Raw genomic sequence first — 17,908 nt, 5'->3', positions numbered from 1 at the left:
GAGTCCGTGGCCCTTGATCCGGGCCACGCCGAAAGGCTATTGACGCTCGGGGGCGTGATCGAAGAACATTGATAGTTAGCAAACTATGAATATGGTCACTACCGTTCCCATGAAACTCGACGCACTGCAAATGAACACCAGCAGCGGCATGGTCGCGGCCAGCCGCAACTGGCGGCGCATCTGCCAGACCACGCTGGCGCGCTTCGGCATTTCCGAAGCCTGTGCGGTGCCGCTGCTGATGATCCTGCGCCTGGGCGACGGGGTGCATCAGGTCGCGGTGGCCCAGGCGGTAGGGGTAGAAAGCCCGTCGCTGGTGCGCCTGCTGGACCAGTTGTGCGGCGCCGGCTACGTCTGCCGCAGCGAAGACCCGGGCGACCGCCGGGCCAAGGCCCTGAGCCTGACCGACAAGGGCCGGGAACTGGCCGAAGCCATCGAGGGCGAACTGGTGCGCCTGCGCCGCGATGTGCTCAAGGACATTCCCGCCGCCGACCTGGAAGCCGCGTTGCGCGTGATCAAGGCCTTCGAAGAGGCGGCCCAGCGCTCGCCGGGCCTGCCCCTGTGAAAGATTTCTTCAGCTCCATGCCACCGGCGCGGGACTGGTTCTACGGCGTGCGCACCTTCGCCGCGTCGATGATCGCGCTGTACATCGCCCTGCTGTTGCAACTGCCGCGGCCTTACTGGGCGATGGCCACGGTGTACATCGTCTCCAGCCCGTTCGTCGGGCCCACCAGTTCCAAGGCGTTGTACCGCGCGGTCGGCACGCTGATCGGTGCTGCCGGCGCGGTGTTTCTGGTGCCGATGCTGGTGCAGGCGCCGGTGCTGCTGACCATCGCCGTCGCGCTGTGGACGGCCACGCTGCTGTTCCTCTCGCTGCACTTGCGCACCGCCAACAGCTACACCCTGATGCTGGCCGGCTACACCTTGCCGATGATCGCCTTGCCCGTGGTGGATAACCCGCTGGCGGTGTTCGACATCGCCTCGTCGCGGGCCCAGGAAATCTGCCTCGGCATCGTCTGCGCGGCGGTGGTCGGTGCGATGTTCTGGCCACGCCGGCTGACCCCGGTGTTCGTCGGCGCCACCGGCAACTGGTTCGCCGAGGCGATCCGCTACAGCGACACCTTCCTCGCCCGCGACACCGCCGCCGACACCGTCGGCAGCCTGCGCGCCTCGATGGTCACCACCTTCAACTCGCTGGAAATGATGATCGGCCAGCTCTCTCACGAAGGCGCCCGCCCGCAGACGGTGAAGAACGCCCGCGAGCTGCGCGGGCGGATGATTCACCTGCTGCCGGTGATCGATGCGCTGGACGACGCCTTGCTCGCCGTCGAAGCCCGCGCGCCGCAGCAGGCGCAAACCCTGCAGCCGCTGCTGGCGAGCACCCGCGAATGGCTGCGCGCCAGCGCTGATGACGCCTCGGTGGCGCGCTGGTCGGCGCTGCGCGAACAGCTCGAACGCCTGCAACCCAGCGTCGCCGAGCTGGATGAACGCCCCGGCCTGCTGCTGTCCAACGCGCTCTATCGGCTCGGCGAGTGGATCGACCTGTGGCAGGACTGCTGCAGCCTGAAACACGCCATCGCCCGCGAAGACCTCTCGCCCTGGCGCGCCGTGTACCGGCACTGGCGACTGGGCCGGCTGACACCTTTTCTCGACCGCGGCCTGATGCTCTATTCGGTGTTCTCCACCTTCACCGCGATCCTCGCCGCCACCGCCCTGTGGGTCCTGACGGGCTGGGCCGATGGCGCCAGCGCGGTGATCCTCGCGGCGGTGGCGTGCAGCTTCTTCGCGGCAATGGACGACCCGGCGCCGCAGATCTACCGGTTCTTCTTCTGGACCACGCTGTCGGTGGTGTTCGCCAGCCTCTACCTGTTCCTGGTGCTGCCGAACCTGCATGACTTCCCGATGTTGGTGCTGGCCTTCGCCATCCCGTTCATCTGCGTCGGCACCCTGACCGTGCAGCCGCGTTTCTACCTCGGCACGTTGCTGACCATCGTCAACACTGCGTCGTTCATCAGCATCCAGGGTGCCTACGACGCCGACTTCCTGGCCTTCGTCAACGCCAACATCGCCGGGCCCGTGGGGCTGCTGTTCGCCTTCCTCTGGACGTTGGTGATGCGCCCGTTCGGCGTCGAGCTGGCGGCCAAGCGCCTGACCCGTTTCAGTTGGCGCGACATCGTCGGCATGACCCGGCCGGCGACGCTTGCCGAGCATCGGCGCCTCGGCGTGCAGATGCTCGACCGCCTGATGCAGCACCTGCCGCGCCTGAGCCAGACCGGCCAGGACAGCGGCAGCGCCCTGCGTGACCTGCGCGTCGGCTTGAACCTGCTCGACCTGCTGGCGTACCTGCCGCGGGCGTCGGCGCAGCCTCGGGCGGCGCTGGAAAAAGTCATCGCGGAAGTTGGCGCGCACTTCCAGGCCTGCCTCGATGCCCGCGAGCGCCTGCACGCGCCGCCCGCGCTGCTGGGCAGCATGGAACTGGCGCGCCGCGCCCTGAATATCGACGCCATGGACGGCCATGGCGATGCCCGCCTGCACCTGCTGCACGCACTCAGTGGCCTGCGCCTGGCGCTGCTGCCGGGTGTGGAAGTGGTGCTGGAGCCCGCCGACCGTCAACCGCAACTGCCTTATGGCATCGATGGAGCGCCCCTGTGATCGGTGAACTGGATATCAGCGGGGTATTCCTGCCCACGCTGCTGGTGATGATGCTGCTGACCTATGTGCTGTTCCTCGCACTGCATGCCGTGCTCAACCGCGTGCATTTCTATCGCCTGGTCTGGCACCGGGCACTCTTCAACGTTGCGCTCTACGCCGTGCTGCTCGGTACGGTGGACCACTTTTGCCGAAGCCTGATGCTGCCATGAAAAAACCTTTGTTGACCTTGGGCCGTGTTGTCCTGACGCTGCTGGTAGTGACCCTGGCGACCGTGCTGGTCTGGCAGATGGTCCTGTATTACATGTTCGCCCCCTGGACCCGCGACGGGCATATCCGCGCCGACGTGATCCAGATCGCCCCGGACGTCTCCGGCCTGATCCAGCAGGTCGAGGTCCGCGACAACCAACTGATCAAGCGCGGCGACGTGTTGTTCACCATCGACCAGGACCGTTTCCACCTGGCCTTGCGCCAGGCCCAGGCGACCCTCGCCGAGCGCAAGGAAACCCTGGCCCAGGCGCAGCGCGAGACCAAACGCAACAAGGGTCTCGGCAACCTGGTGGCGGCCGAGCAACTGGAAGAGAGCCAGTCGCGTCAGGCCCGTGCCCAGTCCGCGCTGGATGAAGCCCAGGTGGCGGTGGACGCGGCGCAGCTCAACCTCGACCGTTCGGTGGTGCGCAGCCCGGTCAACGGCTACCTCAACGACCGCGCGCCGCGCGCCCACGAGTTCGTCAGCGTCGGCCGTCCGGTGCTGTCGGTGGTGGACAGCGAGTCGTACCACGTCGATGGCTACTTCGAGGAAACCAAGCTGTCCGGCATCCACATCGGCCAGTCCGTGGACATCCGCGTGATGGGCGACAGCACCCGCCTGCGCGGCCATGTGCAGAGCATCGCCGCCGGCATCGAAGACCGCGACCGCAGCAGCGGCGCCAACCTGCTGCCCAACGTCAACCCGGCGTTCAGCTGGGTGCGCCTGGCGCAGCGGATTCCGGTGCGGATCGCCTTCGATGACGTGCCCGCGGATTTCCGCCTGATCGCCGGGCGGACCGCCACGGTGTCGATCATCGAGGACGCGCGGCAATGAACAAGCTGTCGCTGCTGGGCGTCAGCCTGATGCTCTCGGCCTGCCAGATGGTCGGGCCGGATTACCACTTGCCGGAGAAGGCGGCGCTCAACCGTGGCGACCTGCAAGGTGCGTTGCGCGCCGATGCCGACAGCGTGGTGTCGGCGCCGGTGCCGAATGACTGGTGGCGGCTGTACCGTGACGGGCGGCTGGATACCCTGGTCAATCAGGCGCTGGCGGCCAACAGCGAGCTGCGCGTGGCGGCGGCCAACATCGCCCGCGCGCGGGCCCAAGTCGAGGAAGCCGAGGCCCAGGGTGGTTTCAGCGGCGGCGTGAAGCTGGGGGCGCAGCGCTTGCAGGAGTCGGGCGAGGCGTTCCTGCAGCCTGACAAAGTGCCGGTGGCGAACATCGGCGAGGCGATCCTCAGCGCGTCCTATCAGTTCGACCTCTGGGGCACCCTCAAGCGTGGCGTCGAGGCGGCCCAGGCCAATGCCGACGCGGCCCAGGCCGCGGCGGACACGGCGCGGATCACCGTGGTCGCCGACGTGGTTCGCGCCTACACCCAGGTGTGCGCGGCCAACGAAGAATTGCACATCGCCCGCGAGTCGCTGGGCCTGCAAGAGCAGGGCGTCAGCCTGACCCAGCGCCTGCGCGATGCCGGCCGTGGTGACGAAACCCAGGTGACCCGCTCGGAAACGCGCTTCAAATCCCTGCGCGCCGAACTGCCGCGTTACCAGGCGGCCCGCGAGGCCGGCCTGTTCACCTTGTCGATGCTGCTGGCCAAGCCGGTGGACCAGTTGCCCGCCGGCACCGCCGACTGCGCTGAACTGCCGCATATCGCCCAACTGATTCCGGTGGGCGACGGTGCCGCGCTGCTTAAGCGGCGCCCTGATGTGCGGCGGGCCGAGCGCCAGTTGGCGGCGGCGACCGCGACCATCGGCGTGGCCACCGGTCAGTTGTACCCGGACATCAGCATCGGCGCCCAAGTGGGCACCATCGGCATTCTGGAAAACCTCGGCAAGCCGGCGACCAACCGTTGGGGCTTCGGCCCGTTGCTGACCTGGACCGTGCCGACCAACGGCTCGCGCGCGCGGATTCGCGAAGCCGAGGCCAGCACCCAGGCCGCGCTGGCCAACTTTGACGGCGTGGTGCTCAACGCCATCCGCGAAACCCAGACCAGCCTGGCCCAGTACAGCGCCTTGCTCGACCGTCGCGACGCGTTGCAAGACGCCGAGCGCTCGGCGCGGCTGGCGGCGGATCAGACCCACCGTTTCTACCAGGCTGGCCGGGCGTCGTTCCTCGCCGACCTGGAAGCGACCCGCACCTACACCGACATGCGCGCGCAACTGGCGACGGCCAATACCCAGGTGGCGATGGGGCAGATCGGGTTGTTCCTGGCACTCGGCGGGGGCTGGTAGTCCGCAATCGCTAGCAGGCTCACTGCAGGTGTAGGAGCGGATTCATCCGCGATCGGCGGCGCAGCGCCTGACTACCTTGAACGCTCATCTTTTCAAGGACTGCCTCATGCCCTACCCAGCCTCCGAGCTTTTACGTATTGGCCGTTTTTCCGAACGCGGGCGGCTGTATTTACTGACCTGCGTAGCGGGGGGGCGCAAAGCCGTGTTTCAGGACTTGAGGCCGGCCCGTCTAGTGGTTGAGCAATTCCGTCTGGCACAAACGGAGGGTGCAGCCAACTCGCTGGCTTGGATAGTAATGCCTGACATATGCGGGCCGGGTTGGTCAGAAGGGTAAGAGATTACTCTCACTGGGATGCAGTCTGGCTTTAAGCCGGGATCCCGGCGCTACCTCACCGCTTGTTCAACCGCTGCGCCAATCGGTCCCCGCTTACCTGAATCAACGCCACCAGCACCACCAGCATGACGATTACGGTCAGCATGATCTGGGTGTCGAAGCGCTGGTAGCCGTACCGGTAGGCGATGTCGCCCAGCCCGCCCGCGCCGATGGCGCCGGCCATGGCCGAGGAGTTGATCATGGTCACCAGGGTGATGGTGAAGCCGCCCACTATTCCCGGCAGCGCCTCGGGCAACAGCACATGCCAGACGATATGCCAGCGCCGGCAGCCCATGGCCTGCGCCGCTTCGATCAGGCCGTGGTCGACTTCGCGCAGGCTGACTTCGGCAATCCGCGCGAAGAACGGGGTCGCGGCGATGGTCAGCGGGACGACCGCCGCCCAGACGCCGTAGGTGGTGCCGACGATCAGCCGGGTGAAGGGGATCAGCGCGACCATCAGGATCAGGAACGGGATCGAGCGGAACAGGTTGACGAACACGCCGAGCACGCGGTTCACGTTGGGCGCTTCGAAGATCCCGCCTTTGCCGCTGGTGACCAGGATCACCGCCAGCGGAATCCCCGCCAGCAGTGCGATCAGCGAGGACACGCCGACCATCAGCAGGGTGTCGACGACGCCCTGCAACAAGCGATCAAACCACATAGCCAAGTACCTCCACCTGCGCGGCCCATTCCCGGGCCCGTTCGATGATGCTGTCGTGGGTGTGCGGCGACTGCGCGACCGAGATCACCAGTTGGCCAAGGGCACGGTCCTGGATCGGTTCGATGCCGCCCTGCAACAGGCTGACTTTGCCGCCCAGCGCCGTGAACAGCGCCGACAGGTCCGGCGCTTCGCGGTCCTGGCAGCTGACCCGCAAACGCAAAACCAACGTCGCTCGCGCCTCCGGCGCGGTGGGCAGCAGGCGTTCCAGCAGCGAGGGCGGCAAGGCCGGTTGCAACGGTGCCAGCAGGGTTTTGCTGACGTCGTGCTGTGGGTCGCCGAACACTTGCCAGACCTCGCCCTGTTCGACCACGCGCCCGCGTTCCAGCACCACCACGCGGTGGCAGATATCGCGGATCACCGCCATTTCATGGGTGATGAGGACGATGGTCAGGCCGAGGCGCTGGTTGATGTCGCGCAGCAGGCCGAGGATCGATTCGGTGGTTTCCGGGTCGAGCGCCGAGGTGGCTTCGTCGCAGAGCAGGATGGCCGGGTCATGCACCAGCGCGCGGGCGATGCCGACGCGCTGTTTCTGTCCGCCGGAAAGCTGCGCCGGATAGACGTGATGCTTCTCCTGCAACCCCACCAGTTCCAGCAGTTCGGTGACCTTGCGCTGGCGCTCGGCCTTGGGCACGCCGGCCACTTTCAGCGGCAGCTCGACGTTCTGCCACACGGTCTTGGCCGACATCAGGTTGAAGTGCTGGAAGATCATGCCGATGCGCCTGCGCAGGGTGACCAGTTTGTCTTCGTCGTATTCGGCGATGTCCACCTGGTCGATCAGCACGCGGCCGCTGCTGGGTTGTTCCAGGCGGTTGATGGTGCGGATCAGCGACGACTTGCCGGCGCCGCTGCGGCCGATGATGCCGAAGATTTCGCCGTGCTGGATGTTCAGGTCGATGTCGGCCAGGGCCGGTGCGTCCTGCCCCGGGTAGGTCTTGTTCAGGCTGACGAAGCGCACGTGGGCGCTGTTCACTTCAGGATGCAGCGCCCGCTGCCGGGTCTGCCGGGGTTCCGGCAGGCTCGGCGAGTCCAGCGCCACGCGGGCGTTGGCGGTGCTCATCTCAGCTCTCCCAGCCCGGCTGGTACAGCTTGCCGTGGGCCTTGTCGAGGGCGGCGCGAACCACCGGCGAGTGTTGGTAGATGTCGATGAATTTGGCCAGGCGCGGGTCGTCCTTGTTCTGCGGCTTGATGACGAACTGGATCACGTATTCCTTGTGGTCGATGCCGTCGAACAGCAGCGCGGAACCGGCATCGAAGGTGTTGGCCAGGCGGATGTAATGCGGGTAGCCCTGGACCAGGTCGGCGTCTTCATAGGCGCGGACCAGTTGCACCGCCTCGACCTGAAGGATCTTGATCTTCTTCGGGTTGCCGACGATGTCGTCCTCGGTGGCCTTGTAGCCGACACCCGGCTTGAGGGTGATCAGGCCGGCCTTGGCCAGCAGTTGCAGGCCGCGACCGCCGTTGATCGGGTCGTTGGCGATGGCCACGGTGGCGCCTTCCGGCAGTTCCGCGAAGCTCTTGTGCTTCTTCGAGTAGAGGCCGACGTTGTTGATGATGCCGGGTGCGTAGGGCACCAGGTCGAAGCCGGCGGCGGACTTGGCGTTTTCCAGGAACGGGATGTGCTGGAAGTAGTTCACGTCGATGTCGCCGGCGGCGAGGCTGACGTTGGGCGCGATCCAGTCGCTGAACTCGATCAGCTCGACGTTCAGCCCCTGTTTCTTCGCTTCACCGACCGCCGCTTCCAGCGGGATGGCGAAGGCGGCGGTGGTGCCGACTTTCAGTGGCGCATCGGCGGCGTGGCCGGTGCCGATCAGGCCGAGGGTGAGGGCGAGTGCCGCGACGGGGCGGCCGAAAAGGGTCTTAAGCATGCTGTAGCGCTCCGGTCGGTTGGGCGGTCGTGGTCGGTTGGGCGTTGTGGCGATAGCCGGCGCCGGGGTGGTCGGCGGGCAGGTGGGCAGTGCCCTGCGGAAACAGCTTCTGTCGCAGGGGGCCGTTGTCGTAGGCGGTCTTGTACGAGCCGCGGCGTTGCAGCTCGGGGATCACCAGGTCGATGAAGTCTTCGTAGCTTTCCGGGGTGACGGTGCGGGCCAGGTTGAAGCCGTCCAGGCCGGTTTCGGCGATCCAGCTTTCCAGCTCGTCGGCGACCTGCTCGGGCGAGCCGATCAGGGTGATGTAGCGCCCGCCGAGGGCGTGCTGGTCGAGCAGGCGGCGGCGGGTCCAGTCGTTGTTTTGCAGGTGCTTGGTCGCGGACTGGATGGCGTTGCTCTTCACGTACTGGATCGGTTCGTCCAGTTCGTAGGCCGAGAAGTCGATGCCGGTGGAGCTGGAGAAATGCGCGACGCCGGCTTCGGCGCTGGCATGGCGCAGGTAGTCGGCGTGCTTGGCGCGGGCCTGTTCCTCGGTCGCGGCGACGATCACGGTGATGCCCATGAACACCTTGATTGCGTGCGGATCACGCCCGGCGGCGACGGCGGCGGCGCGCACTTTGTCGACCTGGGCGCGGGTCGCGGCCTTGGTCTGGCCGCTGATGAACACGCATTCGGCGTGGTTGCCGGCGAAGGTTAGGCCACGCTCCGAGGCCCCGGCCTGGAACAGCACCGGCGTGCGTTGCGGCGATGGCTCGCTGAGGTGATAGCCCTCGACCTTGTAGAACTCGCCGTGGTGGCGAACCTTGTGCACTTTGTCCGGCTGGGCGTAGATGCGCCGTTCGCGGTCGTTGAGCACCGCGTCGTTTTCCCAACTGCCTTCGAGCAGTTTGTAGAGCACTTCCAGGTACTCGTCGGCCTGGTCGTAGCGGCGGTCGTGTTCGGGCTGTGCGTCCAGGCCCATGGCCTTGGCTGCGCTGTCCAGGTAGCCGGTGACGATGTTCCAGCCGACCCGGCCCCGGCTCAGGTGGTCGAGGGTGGAAAGGCGCCGGGCGAACAGGTACGGCGGCTCATAGGTGAGGTTGGCGGTCAGGCCGAAACCGAGGTTGCGGGTGACCGCGGCCATGGCCGAGACCAGCAGCAACGGGTCGTTGACCGGCAACTGGATCGACTCTTTCAGCGGCACGTCCACCGACTGCTGGTAGACGTCGTAGACGCCGACGATATCGGCGAGGAACAGGCCGTCGAACAGCCCGCGTTCCAGCAGCTTTGCCAGTTCGGTCCAGTATTCGAGGGTCTTGTACTCGCTGGAGGTGTCCCGCGGGTGGGTCCACAGGCCGTGGTTGATGTGCCCGACGCAGTTCATGTTGAAGGCGTTGAGCAGGATCTTTTTCTTGGCCATCAGATGGTCCCCCGCAACGGTGGGTTCTGATCGTTGAGGTAGTAGTTGCCGATGGCGTGGTATTTCCAGCGCACCGGGTCGTGCAGGGTGTGGGTGCGGGCGTTGCGCCAGTGGCGGTCCAGGCCGTGTTCGGCGAGGGTCGCCTGGCTGCCGGCCAGCTCGAACAGGGTGCTGCCGGCGGCGAGGGAAATCTCAGTGCTGAGGGCGCGGGCTTCGGCGACGGCGATGGAGGCGGCGGCCACGGTATCGGCGTTTGTGTCGGCCTGGGCGCGGTCGAGGAATTCGCCGGCGCGCTCCAGCAGGGCTTCGGTGGCGTGCAGACGGATCGCCAGGTGGCCGAAGGTCTTCAGGCTCAGCGGGTCTTCGGTGGCTTTGTCGCTGCTGGCGTCGATCCACGGCCGGGTGCGGGTGCGCACGAAGTGCAGGGCGTCTTCGTAGGCGGCGCGGGCGATGCCGGTGTCGATGGCGGCGTGGAGGATTTGCGCCAGCGGGCCGACCGGCGTCGGCCGCTCGAACGCGCTCTGGAACGGCACCACATCCGCAGCCTCGACCCGGACGTTATCGAACACCACCGAACCGCTGCCGGTGGTGCGCTGGCCGAAGCCGCTCCAATCATCGATGACTTTCAGCCCGGCGCTGTCGGCGGGGACGAAGGCCAGTTGCTGCACACCGTTTTCATCGACCACCGAGGTGGGGATGCGCTGAGCGTAGATCGCGCCCGTGGCGTAGAACTTGCGGCCGTTGATGCGGTAGCCGTCACCGTCGCGGGTCAGCGCGGTGGTGCGGTCGCTGGCGGTCTTGGTGCCCAGCTCGGCCAGGGCGTTGCCGAAGCGTCTGCCGGCCAGCACTTCGCCGTACAGGCGCTGTTGCTGTTCCGGGGTGCCGTTCACGCGCAGCACTTCGAGGGCGTAGAAATGGTTCTGCGGAATCTGTCCCAGCGACGAGTCGGCCTGGGCGATGCGGGCGACGACCTTGGCCAGGGTGACGTTGGACACGCCAGCGCCGCCGAAGGCTTTCGGCACGCTGATGCCCCACAGGCCGGAGCGGGTGAACAGCTCCAGTTCCGGGTGCGGCAGGCGCCGTTCACGGTCGCGCAGGGCGCTGTCGTGTTGCAGTTGGCCGGCGATCTGTTCGGCGATGGCCAGCGCTTCGGCGTCAGTGCTGATGACTGCCACGGCGTCGTGCGGTTGCGAATGAAGGCTCATAAGGGGCTCCAGTGGTCTGGTCAAATCCAGGAGTGCCGGGCGGGCAGGGTTCCGTTGAGGTGGTAGGCGCCGACGGCGTGGTATTTCCAGCGCACCGGGTCGTGCAGGGTGTGCACCCGCGCATTGCGCCAGTGCCGGTCCAGGTTGAACTCGGCGAGGGTCGCGCGGCTGCCGGACAGTTCCAGGAGCTTCTCGCTGGCCAGCAGGGAGATTTCGGTGGTCAGCACCTTGGCCTCGGCCACGGCGATGGACGCGCGGGCGGCGGAGGCGGCGTCGACCGGCGCGGCGTTGACCTCGTCCAGCACCCGCGCGGCTTTCGCCAGCAGGGCCTGGGCGGCATGCAGTTCGAGTTTCAGGCGGCCGATATCGGCGATCACGTAGGGGTCGTCGCTGGCGCGTTCGACGCCGGCATCGACCCAGGGGCGGGCCTTTTCGCGGACGAAAGCGATGGCGTCGTCCACGGCGGCTTCGGCAATGCCGGCGTCGATGGCGGCCTGGATCAGTTGCGAGACCGAGCCCTGGATATTCGGGGTGTCAGCGAGGCGCCAGCTCTCGACGACCAGTTCGGCGTCCACCGGCACTTCGTTGAGCAGCACGGTGCCGCTGGCGGTGGTGCGCTGGCCGAAGCCGGACCAGTCGTCGACGATGCGCAGGCCCGGGGTGCCACGGCGAACGAACGCCAGCACCGTGCGGCCTTCGTCGTTCAGCGCCTTGACCGCCACCCAGTGGGCGAACAGCGCGCCGGTGGAATAGAACTTCTGGCCGCTGATGACATAGCCATCGCCCTGACGGGTGATCCGGGCCTTGAGTTCGAGGGTGTTCTTGGTGCCGCGTTCGGGGCCGGCATTGCCGATCCGCCAGCCGTCGACTACCGAGCCGAACAGCACTTCTTTCTGCCGGTCGTTGGCGGCGCCGCGCAGCAGTTGCAGCAGGCCGAACTGGTTCTGCGGGATTTGCCCCAGCGCCGGGTCGGCCGCACTGATGATGCGGAACACCTCGGCGAGGGTGACGAAGGAAAGCTGTGGACCGCCGTATTCACGCGGGATGCTGATACTGCCCAGGCCGCTGCGGGTGAACTGCTCGACTTCGGCCCAGGGCAGCTTGCGCTGCTGGTCGCGTTTGCCGGCTTGTGGGCGGGCGACGGCGGCCAGTTCGTGGGCGGCCTGCAGGGCCTCGGCATCGTTGCGCAGAACCTTGGCGGGGAGCAGCAACGGCGCGTGATCCAGATCGCTGTGAACGGCGTTATTGGCAAGATTGGACATGACCTGACCTCATCTATGGAAAACGTCGCGTGCGCACAGCGACTGAAGATACGTGGGGTCCGGTGGTCCGGTGCATATACCGTAATCGTTTATAAAAATTTACTGAACTAACGATTGGGAATATGGATAGACAGAGGGGTGTTGCTGTTGCAACAGGGGATCAACAGTTTGTTGGTGGGGGATTTAGGGCCTCATCGCTGCAGGCTATTTACACATCTTTCGGTCATGTGGTGGCTGGAGGGCGTTTGTCCAGAGAACGAGTAATGGCCACCAGGCGCATGCCGGAAGTTTTCTAGCGCTCTCAAGATCGAGCGCCGCGCGGGCGGCGCATCGCGACGGTTTGGCGCCCCGACAAGCTCGCTCCTACAGTAGGTTGCAACGTGCCTATAACTGTCAGGCCATGGTTGGCCGCCTTGTTTGTACGACGCGGTATCGAGTCGACGTCAACAGCCGCCCCGCGTTTCCTCGCCAAACGCCAAGGGCGGGCAACACCTTTCCATCAGGCCATGGCACGTTGCAACTGATGTAGGAGCGAGCTCGCTCGCGATGCGCCGCGCGGGCGGCGCTCGATCTCAAGGGCACTGAAGACATGTCGGCTGACACATGGCAGCCACTGCATTCCCGGATCAAGCCTTCTCCGGCTCCCGAATCTTGTACCAGGCCACATACAACGCCGGCAGGAACAGCAGCGTCAGCAAGGTCGCGACAATGATCCCGCCAATCATCGCGTAGGCCATCGGCCCCCAGAACACTTCCCGCGCAATCGGGATCATGCCCAGGCTCGCCGCCGCGGCGGTGAGCAGGATCGGCCGGCGGCGATGGTTGGTGGCTTCCAGCACGGCATCCCACGGCGTGTAGCCCTGGGCCTCGTACTCGTGGATCTGGGTCACGAGGATCACCGAGTTGCGGATGATGATGCCGATCAGCGCGAGGATCCCGAGAATCGCCACGAAGCCCATCGGCGTGCCCGTCGGCACCAGCGCCAGCACCACGCCGATCAACCCCAGCGGCGCCACGCTCGCCACCAGGAAGAGCTTCTGCACGCTGTGCAACTGGATCATCAGGAAGGTCGCCATGAGGAACAGCATCAGCGGGATCACTTTGGCGATCGGGCCCTGGGCCTTGCCGCTCTCTTCCACCGTGCCGCCGGTCGCCACTTCGTAACCCACCGGCAGCTTGCTGGCGAATTCGTCGATCTTCGGCTTGAGCTGGGCCACCAGGTCGGTCGGCTGGATCTCGTCGCGCACCGAGGCCTTGATGGTGATGGTCGGCTTGCGGTCACGCCGCCACACCAGCGGCTGCTCCAGTTCGTAGCGCACGGTGGCGAACGCCAGTAGCGGAATCGAGGTGCCGTTGGGGGTGACGATCTGCAGGTTCTGCAAGGTCTGCGGCGAACCGCGTTCGCTGTCTTCGGCGCGGGCCACCACGTCGATCAGGTAGATGTTGTCGTGCACCTCGGTCACCGGCGCGCCGCTGACGATGCTGTTCATCACGTTGGCTACGTCTTCCGACGACAAGCCGAGCTGCCGCGCCTTGTCCTGGGCGATGTCGATCCGCAGCACTTTGCCCGGCTCGTTCCAGTCGTAAATCATGTCGCCGATGTGCGGGTTGCTGTCGAGCAGGGTCGCCAGCTCGATGGCGTGCTTGCGCACCAGATCGATGTCCTTGCCGCTGACCCGGTACTGGATCGGCCGGCCCACCGGCGGGCCCATTTCCAGCGACTGGACGTTGCTGCCGATGCCGACGAAGTCGTCACGCAGGCGCTTCTGCAAGCGCGCCTTGAGCACCTCGCGGGACTCCAGGCCTTTGCTCACCACCACCAGTTGCGCGTAGTAGGGGTTTTGCAGTTGCTGGTCCAGCGGCAGGTAGAAACGCACCGCGCCCTGGCCGATGTAAGTGCTCCAGTGGACGATGTCCGGGTCGTCCTTGAAGGTGGATTCGAGGCGATCGACCACCTTGCGGGTTTCCTCGATCGAGGCGTTCTGCGGCAGGTTGATGTCCACCAGCAGTTCCGGGCGGTCCGAAGACGGGAAGAACTGGTTCTGCACGAAGCGCATGCAAAAGATCGCCAGGGCGAACAGCACGATGGTGCCGACGATGGTCAGCCAGCGGTTGCGCATGCACCACAGCAGGCCGCCGGCGAATGCCCGGCCGACCCGGCCCGGCTCTTCTTCGTGGACCTTGGGTTTGATGTTGAGCAGGTGCACGCCCAGCACCGGGGCAAACAGCACCGCGACGATCCACGACACCAGCAGCGCCACGGCGATCACCGCGAACAGGGTGAAGGTGTACTCCCCCGCCGAACTGGCATTGAGGCCGATGGGCACGAAACCGGCGACGGTCACCAGCGTGCCGGTGAGCATCGGGAAGGCGGTCGAGGTGTAGGCGAACGTCGCCGCCTGCTCCTTGCTCTCGCCCATTTCCAGGCGCGTGACCATCACTTCGACGGTGATCATCGCGTCGTCCACCAGCAGGCCCAGGGCGATAATCAGCGCGCCGAGGGAAATCCGCTGCATGGTGATGCCGCTGTACTCCATGAACACGAAGACCATCGCCAGCACCAGCGGGATCGAGCAGGCCACCACCAGCCCGGCGCGCAAACCGAGGCTGACGAAGCTCACCAACAGCACGATCACCACCGCCTCGAACAGCGCGCTGGTGAAGCCGCCGACCGCCTCCTTCACCACCACCGCCTGGTCGGACACGGTGAACACCCCGACCCCCACCGGCAGCTCGGTAATGACGCTGTCCATCTTCTTGTGCAGGTCCTGGCCGAACACCTGCATGTTGCCGCCGGACTTCATGCCGATGGCGAGCCCGATCGCATCATGGCCGTTGTAGCGGAACTGCACCGTCGGCGGATCGGCGTAACCACGGCGTATCTCGGCAATATCGGCCAGCCGGTAGAAGCGATCGTCGAGGCGCAGGTTGACCTCGGCGAGGTCTTTTTCCGAGGCGAACTGGCCGCTGGTACGCACCGAAATCCGCTCCGGCCCGGCCTCGATCACCCCCGCTGGCGTCACCGCGTTCTGCGCCTGCAGGGCCTGCACCACCTGGCGCTGATCGATGCCGAGCGCCGCCAGCTTGCGGGTGGAGAAGTTCAGGTAAATCACCTCGTCCTGGGTGCCGATCATCTCCACCTTGCCCAGGTTCGGCACCTCGCGGATCTCCGCGCGCACCCGTTCCACGTAGTCGCGCAGCTCGCGCATGCTCAGGCCGTCGGCGGTAAAGGCGTAGATCGAACCGAACACATCGCCGAATTCGTCGTTGAAACCGGGGCCCTGGATGCCTTGGGGAAACTCGCCGCGGATGTCCTGGATCTTCTTGCGCACCTGATACCAGATCTGCGGGATATCGCTGGCCTTGGTGGTGTCGCGCAAGTTGACGTAAACCGTCGATTCGCCGGGCCGGGTGTAGCTTTTCACGTAGTCGAGGGAGTCCAGTTCCTCGAGCTTTTTCTCGATGCGGTCGGTGACCTGCAACAGGGTTTCGTCCTGCGTCGCGCCCGGCCAGCGGGTCTGGATCACCATGGTCTTGATGGTGAACGACGGGTCTTCCTCACGGCCCAGATTGAGGTAGGAAAACACCCCCATGAGCAAGGCGACGAACATCAGGTACCAGACGAAGGATTGGTGACGGATTGCCCATTCGGACAGATTGAAGCTTCCTTTCATCGGGACTCGTCCTCATCGACCATGACCTTCTGCCCCGGCTTGAGGCTGTTGACGCCGGCGGTGACCACCCGCTCGCCGGGCTGCACCCCCGAGGCGAGCAGCACTGCATCCGGCCCTCGTTCGAGCACTTTCACGTCTCGCGGATTGACCACTTTCTGCTGGGTATCGACGATCCACACGCGGGTTTGCCCGTCCACCTCCTGGATGGCGCTGGCCGGCACTTCGCTGCGCGGCTTCACCGCCGAACTGAGGGTGACGCTGATGGAGGTGCCGAGGCGGAAACCGTCCGGCGTGTCTTTCAGGGTCAGCCGGGCGCGCCGGGTGCGGGTGCTGGCGTCGGCCTGCGGCTCGATTTCGCGCAACGTGGCGGTGGTGTTCAAGCTGTTGTCCAGTTGTGCGGCGACGCGGAATTCCACCCCTTCGGAGAGTTCTTCGGCGAGGCGGGTCGGCAGGTCGATCACCGCTTCTTTCACGTCCGGCCGCGCCAGGGTCACCACCGCCTGGCCGGCGCTGACGGTTTGCCCGGCCTCGGCCTTCCATTCGGTGACCACCGCACCGTGATCGGTGCGCAGCTCGCTGTAGCCGAGTTGATCGCGGGCCTGCTGCAAGGAGGCCTTGGCCTGTTCAAGGGTGGCGCCGGTGGTTTTCAGGTCGGTCTGGGCAATGTCCAATTGCGCCTGGGCGCCGACGCCGCGGTCATACAACTGCTGCTGGCGGCGTGCATTGGCCTGGGCATTGATCCACTGCGCCTGGACCCGCGCCAGCTCGCCTTCGGCGGCACGCACCTGATTGCGCTGATCGGTGGGATCGAGGCTGGCGAGCACATCGCCCGGCTTGACCGTGCTGCCCACGTCCACCGCGCGGCGAGCGATGCGGCCGCCGACCCGAAAACCGAGGGTACTTTCATAGCGGGCCTGGATGGTCCCGGCGAAACGCCCGAGGTTGAGCTGGTCCTGGGTCTGCACCCGCATCGACAGCACCGGGCGGATCGGCTCCGGGGTTTCTTTCTTATCACTACAGGCCACCAGTGACAGGCAGCCCAACAGCAGGATCGCGGGCTTCATGGCAGCTCCCCGGCTTTGCCGTTATCGGCGATTTCCACCAGCATGCCCGGGTGCAGCAACTGCCCGCCGAGCACCACCACCGACTCGCCACTTTCCAGCCCGTCGCTGACCACCACCTTGCCGGTGAGGTAGCGGCCGACGGTGACCTTTTGCAGGCGCACCTTGTTGTCCTGGTCCACCAGCCACACGGCCGGCTCATTCAGGTCCTTGGTCAGCGCCGACCACGGCAGCTCCACACCCGGCCGGCCCTGCGGATTGCCGGTGGCGCTGACCGCCGAGCCCAGTTCCATCCCGGCTGGCACCTCGTCCAGGGCGATCTTTACCTGCACCGTGCCGCTCTGCGCCGACACCGTTGGCGTGACCTCGCGAACATGCCCCTTGGCCTGGATTTTCGGGTTATCGAGCAGGCTGACCGTGATCGACTCGGCGCTGGCCGGCGCCAGCAGCAGCGACTCGTAGACGTTGAACACCGCATCGCGGCCGCCATCGCGGGCCAGGCTGAAAATCGGCACCGTCGCCTGCACCACCTGGCCGACCTCGGCCTGGCGCTCGGTAATCACCCCGGCCGCGTCGGCCACCAGCGCGGTGTAGCTGAGTTGTTCCTTGGCATTGGCCAATTGCGCCTCGGCGGCCTTCAGCGCGCTCTGGCTGCTGCGCAGCGCCGCTTCGGCGGAATCGTATTCGCTCTGGCTGGTGTAGCCCTTGGGCAGCAGCTTCTGCTGGCGCACGAAGGCGGCGGAACTCTGCGTCACCCGCGCCCGCGCCGCGAGGACTTCGGCGTTGGCCGAGTCGACGTTGGTCTGCAGGTCTTTCGGATCGAGCCGCGCCAGCACCTGATTGGCCGTGACGTGGTCGCCGACATCGACGCTGCGGGAAATGATCTTGCCGCCAACGCGGAACGACAGGTCACTGTGTACCCGCGCCTGAACGTCGCCGGTCAGCGTCACCGAGGCGGCGAAATCGCCGGGCTCGACCTTCTGCACCCCGACCCGCGGGCGTTGCGGCTCCTCGGCGGGCTTCTCGCCACAGCCCGCCAACACGAGCATCAGGCCCATGCAAACGAGCGAATAAGAACACGACCCCTTCATGCTGGCTCCTTGCAAGCGCCGGTTCGACATGGTGAATGCGACTGTTAGCGTAGATCAGGGGTTCCATAGCTGCTCACACAACAATCGGAACTGGCCTACATAATTCGTAGGCAACGTCCACAAGCCGTGG

Annotated in this window: 14 protein-coding genes; 5 read left to right on the top strand and 9 right to left on the bottom strand. The window is 66.0% G+C overall.

The window, feature by feature from the left end; all coding sequences use genetic code 11:
• Nucleotides 1-109 precede the first annotated feature (109 nt).
• The 5 genes from NTD88_RS15925 to NTD88_RS15905 are packed head-to-tail and all read left to right on the top strand — an operon-like array spanning nt 110 to nt 5,127.
• The gene (locus NTD88_RS15925; protein ID WP_262154985.1) at nt 110-562 is read left to right on the top strand and encodes a MarR family winged helix-turn-helix transcriptional regulator; all 453 of its coding nucleotides are present in this window, start codon (nt 110-112) and stop codon (nt 560-562) included.
• Nucleotides 559-2,649 carry an FUSC family protein gene (locus NTD88_RS15920; protein ID WP_262154984.1) on the top strand — a complete coding sequence of 697 codons (2,091 nt, stop codon included), beginning with the start codon at nt 559-561 and terminating at the stop codon, nt 2,647-2,649. Before NTD88_RS15925 ends, NTD88_RS15920 begins: the two co-directional genes overlap by 4 nt.
• A complete protein-coding gene (locus NTD88_RS15915) occupies nt 2,646-2,858 on the top strand; it encodes a DUF1656 domain-containing protein (RefSeq protein ID WP_095158997.1) in 213 nt (70 codons plus the stop codon). Before NTD88_RS15920 ends, NTD88_RS15915 begins: the two co-directional genes overlap by 4 nt.
• A complete protein-coding gene (locus NTD88_RS15910) occupies nt 2,855-3,730 on the top strand; it encodes an HlyD family secretion protein (RefSeq protein ID WP_262154983.1) in 876 nt (291 codons plus the stop codon). Before NTD88_RS15915 ends, NTD88_RS15910 begins: the two co-directional genes overlap by 4 nt.
• Nucleotides 3,727-5,127 (top strand): efflux transporter outer membrane subunit, encoded by a 1,401-nt coding sequence (locus NTD88_RS15905; protein WP_262154982.1) that lies wholly within the window; start codon nt 3,727-3,729, stop codon nt 5,125-5,127. The genes NTD88_RS15910 and NTD88_RS15905 overlap by 4 nt, the downstream gene beginning before the upstream one ends.
• Before the next feature lie 389 nt (nt 5,128-5,516).
• Here the strand turns inward: NTD88_RS15905 and NTD88_RS15895 are convergent, their stop codons facing one another.
• The 9 genes from NTD88_RS15895 to NTD88_RS15855 all read right to left on the bottom strand — a co-directional run bounded on the left by NTD88_RS15895 (nt 5,517) and on the right by NTD88_RS15855 (nt 17,778).
• Nucleotides 5,517-6,161, bottom strand: a complete 645-nt coding sequence (locus tag NTD88_RS15895; protein WP_095159000.1) for a methionine ABC transporter permease — start codon at nt 6,159-6,161, stop codon at nt 5,517-5,519.
• Nucleotides 6,151-7,278 (bottom strand): methionine ABC transporter ATP-binding protein, encoded by a 1,128-nt coding sequence (locus NTD88_RS15890; RefSeq protein WP_262154981.1) that lies wholly within the window; start codon nt 7,276-7,278, stop codon nt 6,151-6,153. Before NTD88_RS15890 ends, NTD88_RS15895 begins: the two co-directional genes overlap by 11 nt.
• Before the next feature lies 1 nt (nt 7,279).
• Complete coding sequence (locus NTD88_RS15885) at nt 7,280-8,086, bottom strand: MetQ/NlpA family ABC transporter substrate-binding protein (RefSeq protein ID WP_262130636.1); 807 nt, start codon at nt 8,084-8,086, stop codon at nt 7,280-7,282.
• Nucleotides 8,079-9,485, bottom strand: coding sequence for an LLM class flavin-dependent oxidoreductase (locus NTD88_RS15880; protein ID WP_262154980.1), 1,407 nt, complete (start codon nt 9,483-9,485; stop codon nt 8,079-8,081). The genes NTD88_RS15885 and NTD88_RS15880 overlap by 8 nt, the downstream gene beginning before the upstream one ends.
• The gene (locus NTD88_RS15875) at nt 9,485-10,690 is read right to left on the bottom strand and encodes an SfnB family sulfur acquisition oxidoreductase (protein WP_262154979.1); all 1,206 of its coding nucleotides are present in this window, start codon (nt 10,688-10,690) and stop codon (nt 9,485-9,487) included. Before NTD88_RS15875 ends, NTD88_RS15880 begins: the two co-directional genes overlap by 1 nt.
• A gap of 20 nt (nt 10,691-10,710) precedes the next feature.
• A complete protein-coding gene (locus NTD88_RS15870) occupies nt 10,711-11,952 on the bottom strand; it encodes an SfnB family sulfur acquisition oxidoreductase (protein ID WP_262154978.1) in 1,242 nt (413 codons plus the stop codon).
• Nucleotides 11,953-12,578: 626 nt separating this feature from the next.
• Nucleotides 12,579-15,626, bottom strand: a complete 3,048-nt coding sequence (locus tag NTD88_RS15865; RefSeq protein WP_262130632.1) for an efflux RND transporter permease subunit — start codon at nt 15,624-15,626, stop codon at nt 12,579-12,581.
• Nucleotides 15,623-16,690, bottom strand: a complete 1,068-nt coding sequence (locus NTD88_RS15860; protein ID WP_262130630.1) for an efflux RND transporter periplasmic adaptor subunit — start codon at nt 16,688-16,690, stop codon at nt 15,623-15,625. Before NTD88_RS15860 ends, NTD88_RS15865 begins: the two co-directional genes overlap by 4 nt.
• On the bottom strand, nt 16,687-17,778 hold the full coding sequence (locus NTD88_RS15855) for an efflux RND transporter periplasmic adaptor subunit (RefSeq protein WP_095160052.1): 1,092 nt from the start codon (nt 17,776-17,778) through the stop codon (nt 16,687-16,689). The genes NTD88_RS15860 and NTD88_RS15855 overlap by 4 nt, the downstream gene beginning before the upstream one ends.
• Nucleotides 17,779-17,908 lie beyond the last annotated feature (130 nt).

The organism is Pseudomonas sp. 20P_3.2_Bac5, from assembly GCF_025466035.1.
Lineage (GTDB): Bacteria > Pseudomonadota > Gammaproteobacteria > Pseudomonadales > Pseudomonadaceae > Aquipseudomonas.
The sequence above is the reverse complement of the archived record's forward strand: the minus strand, read 5'-3'. Positions and strand labels throughout refer to the sequence as shown.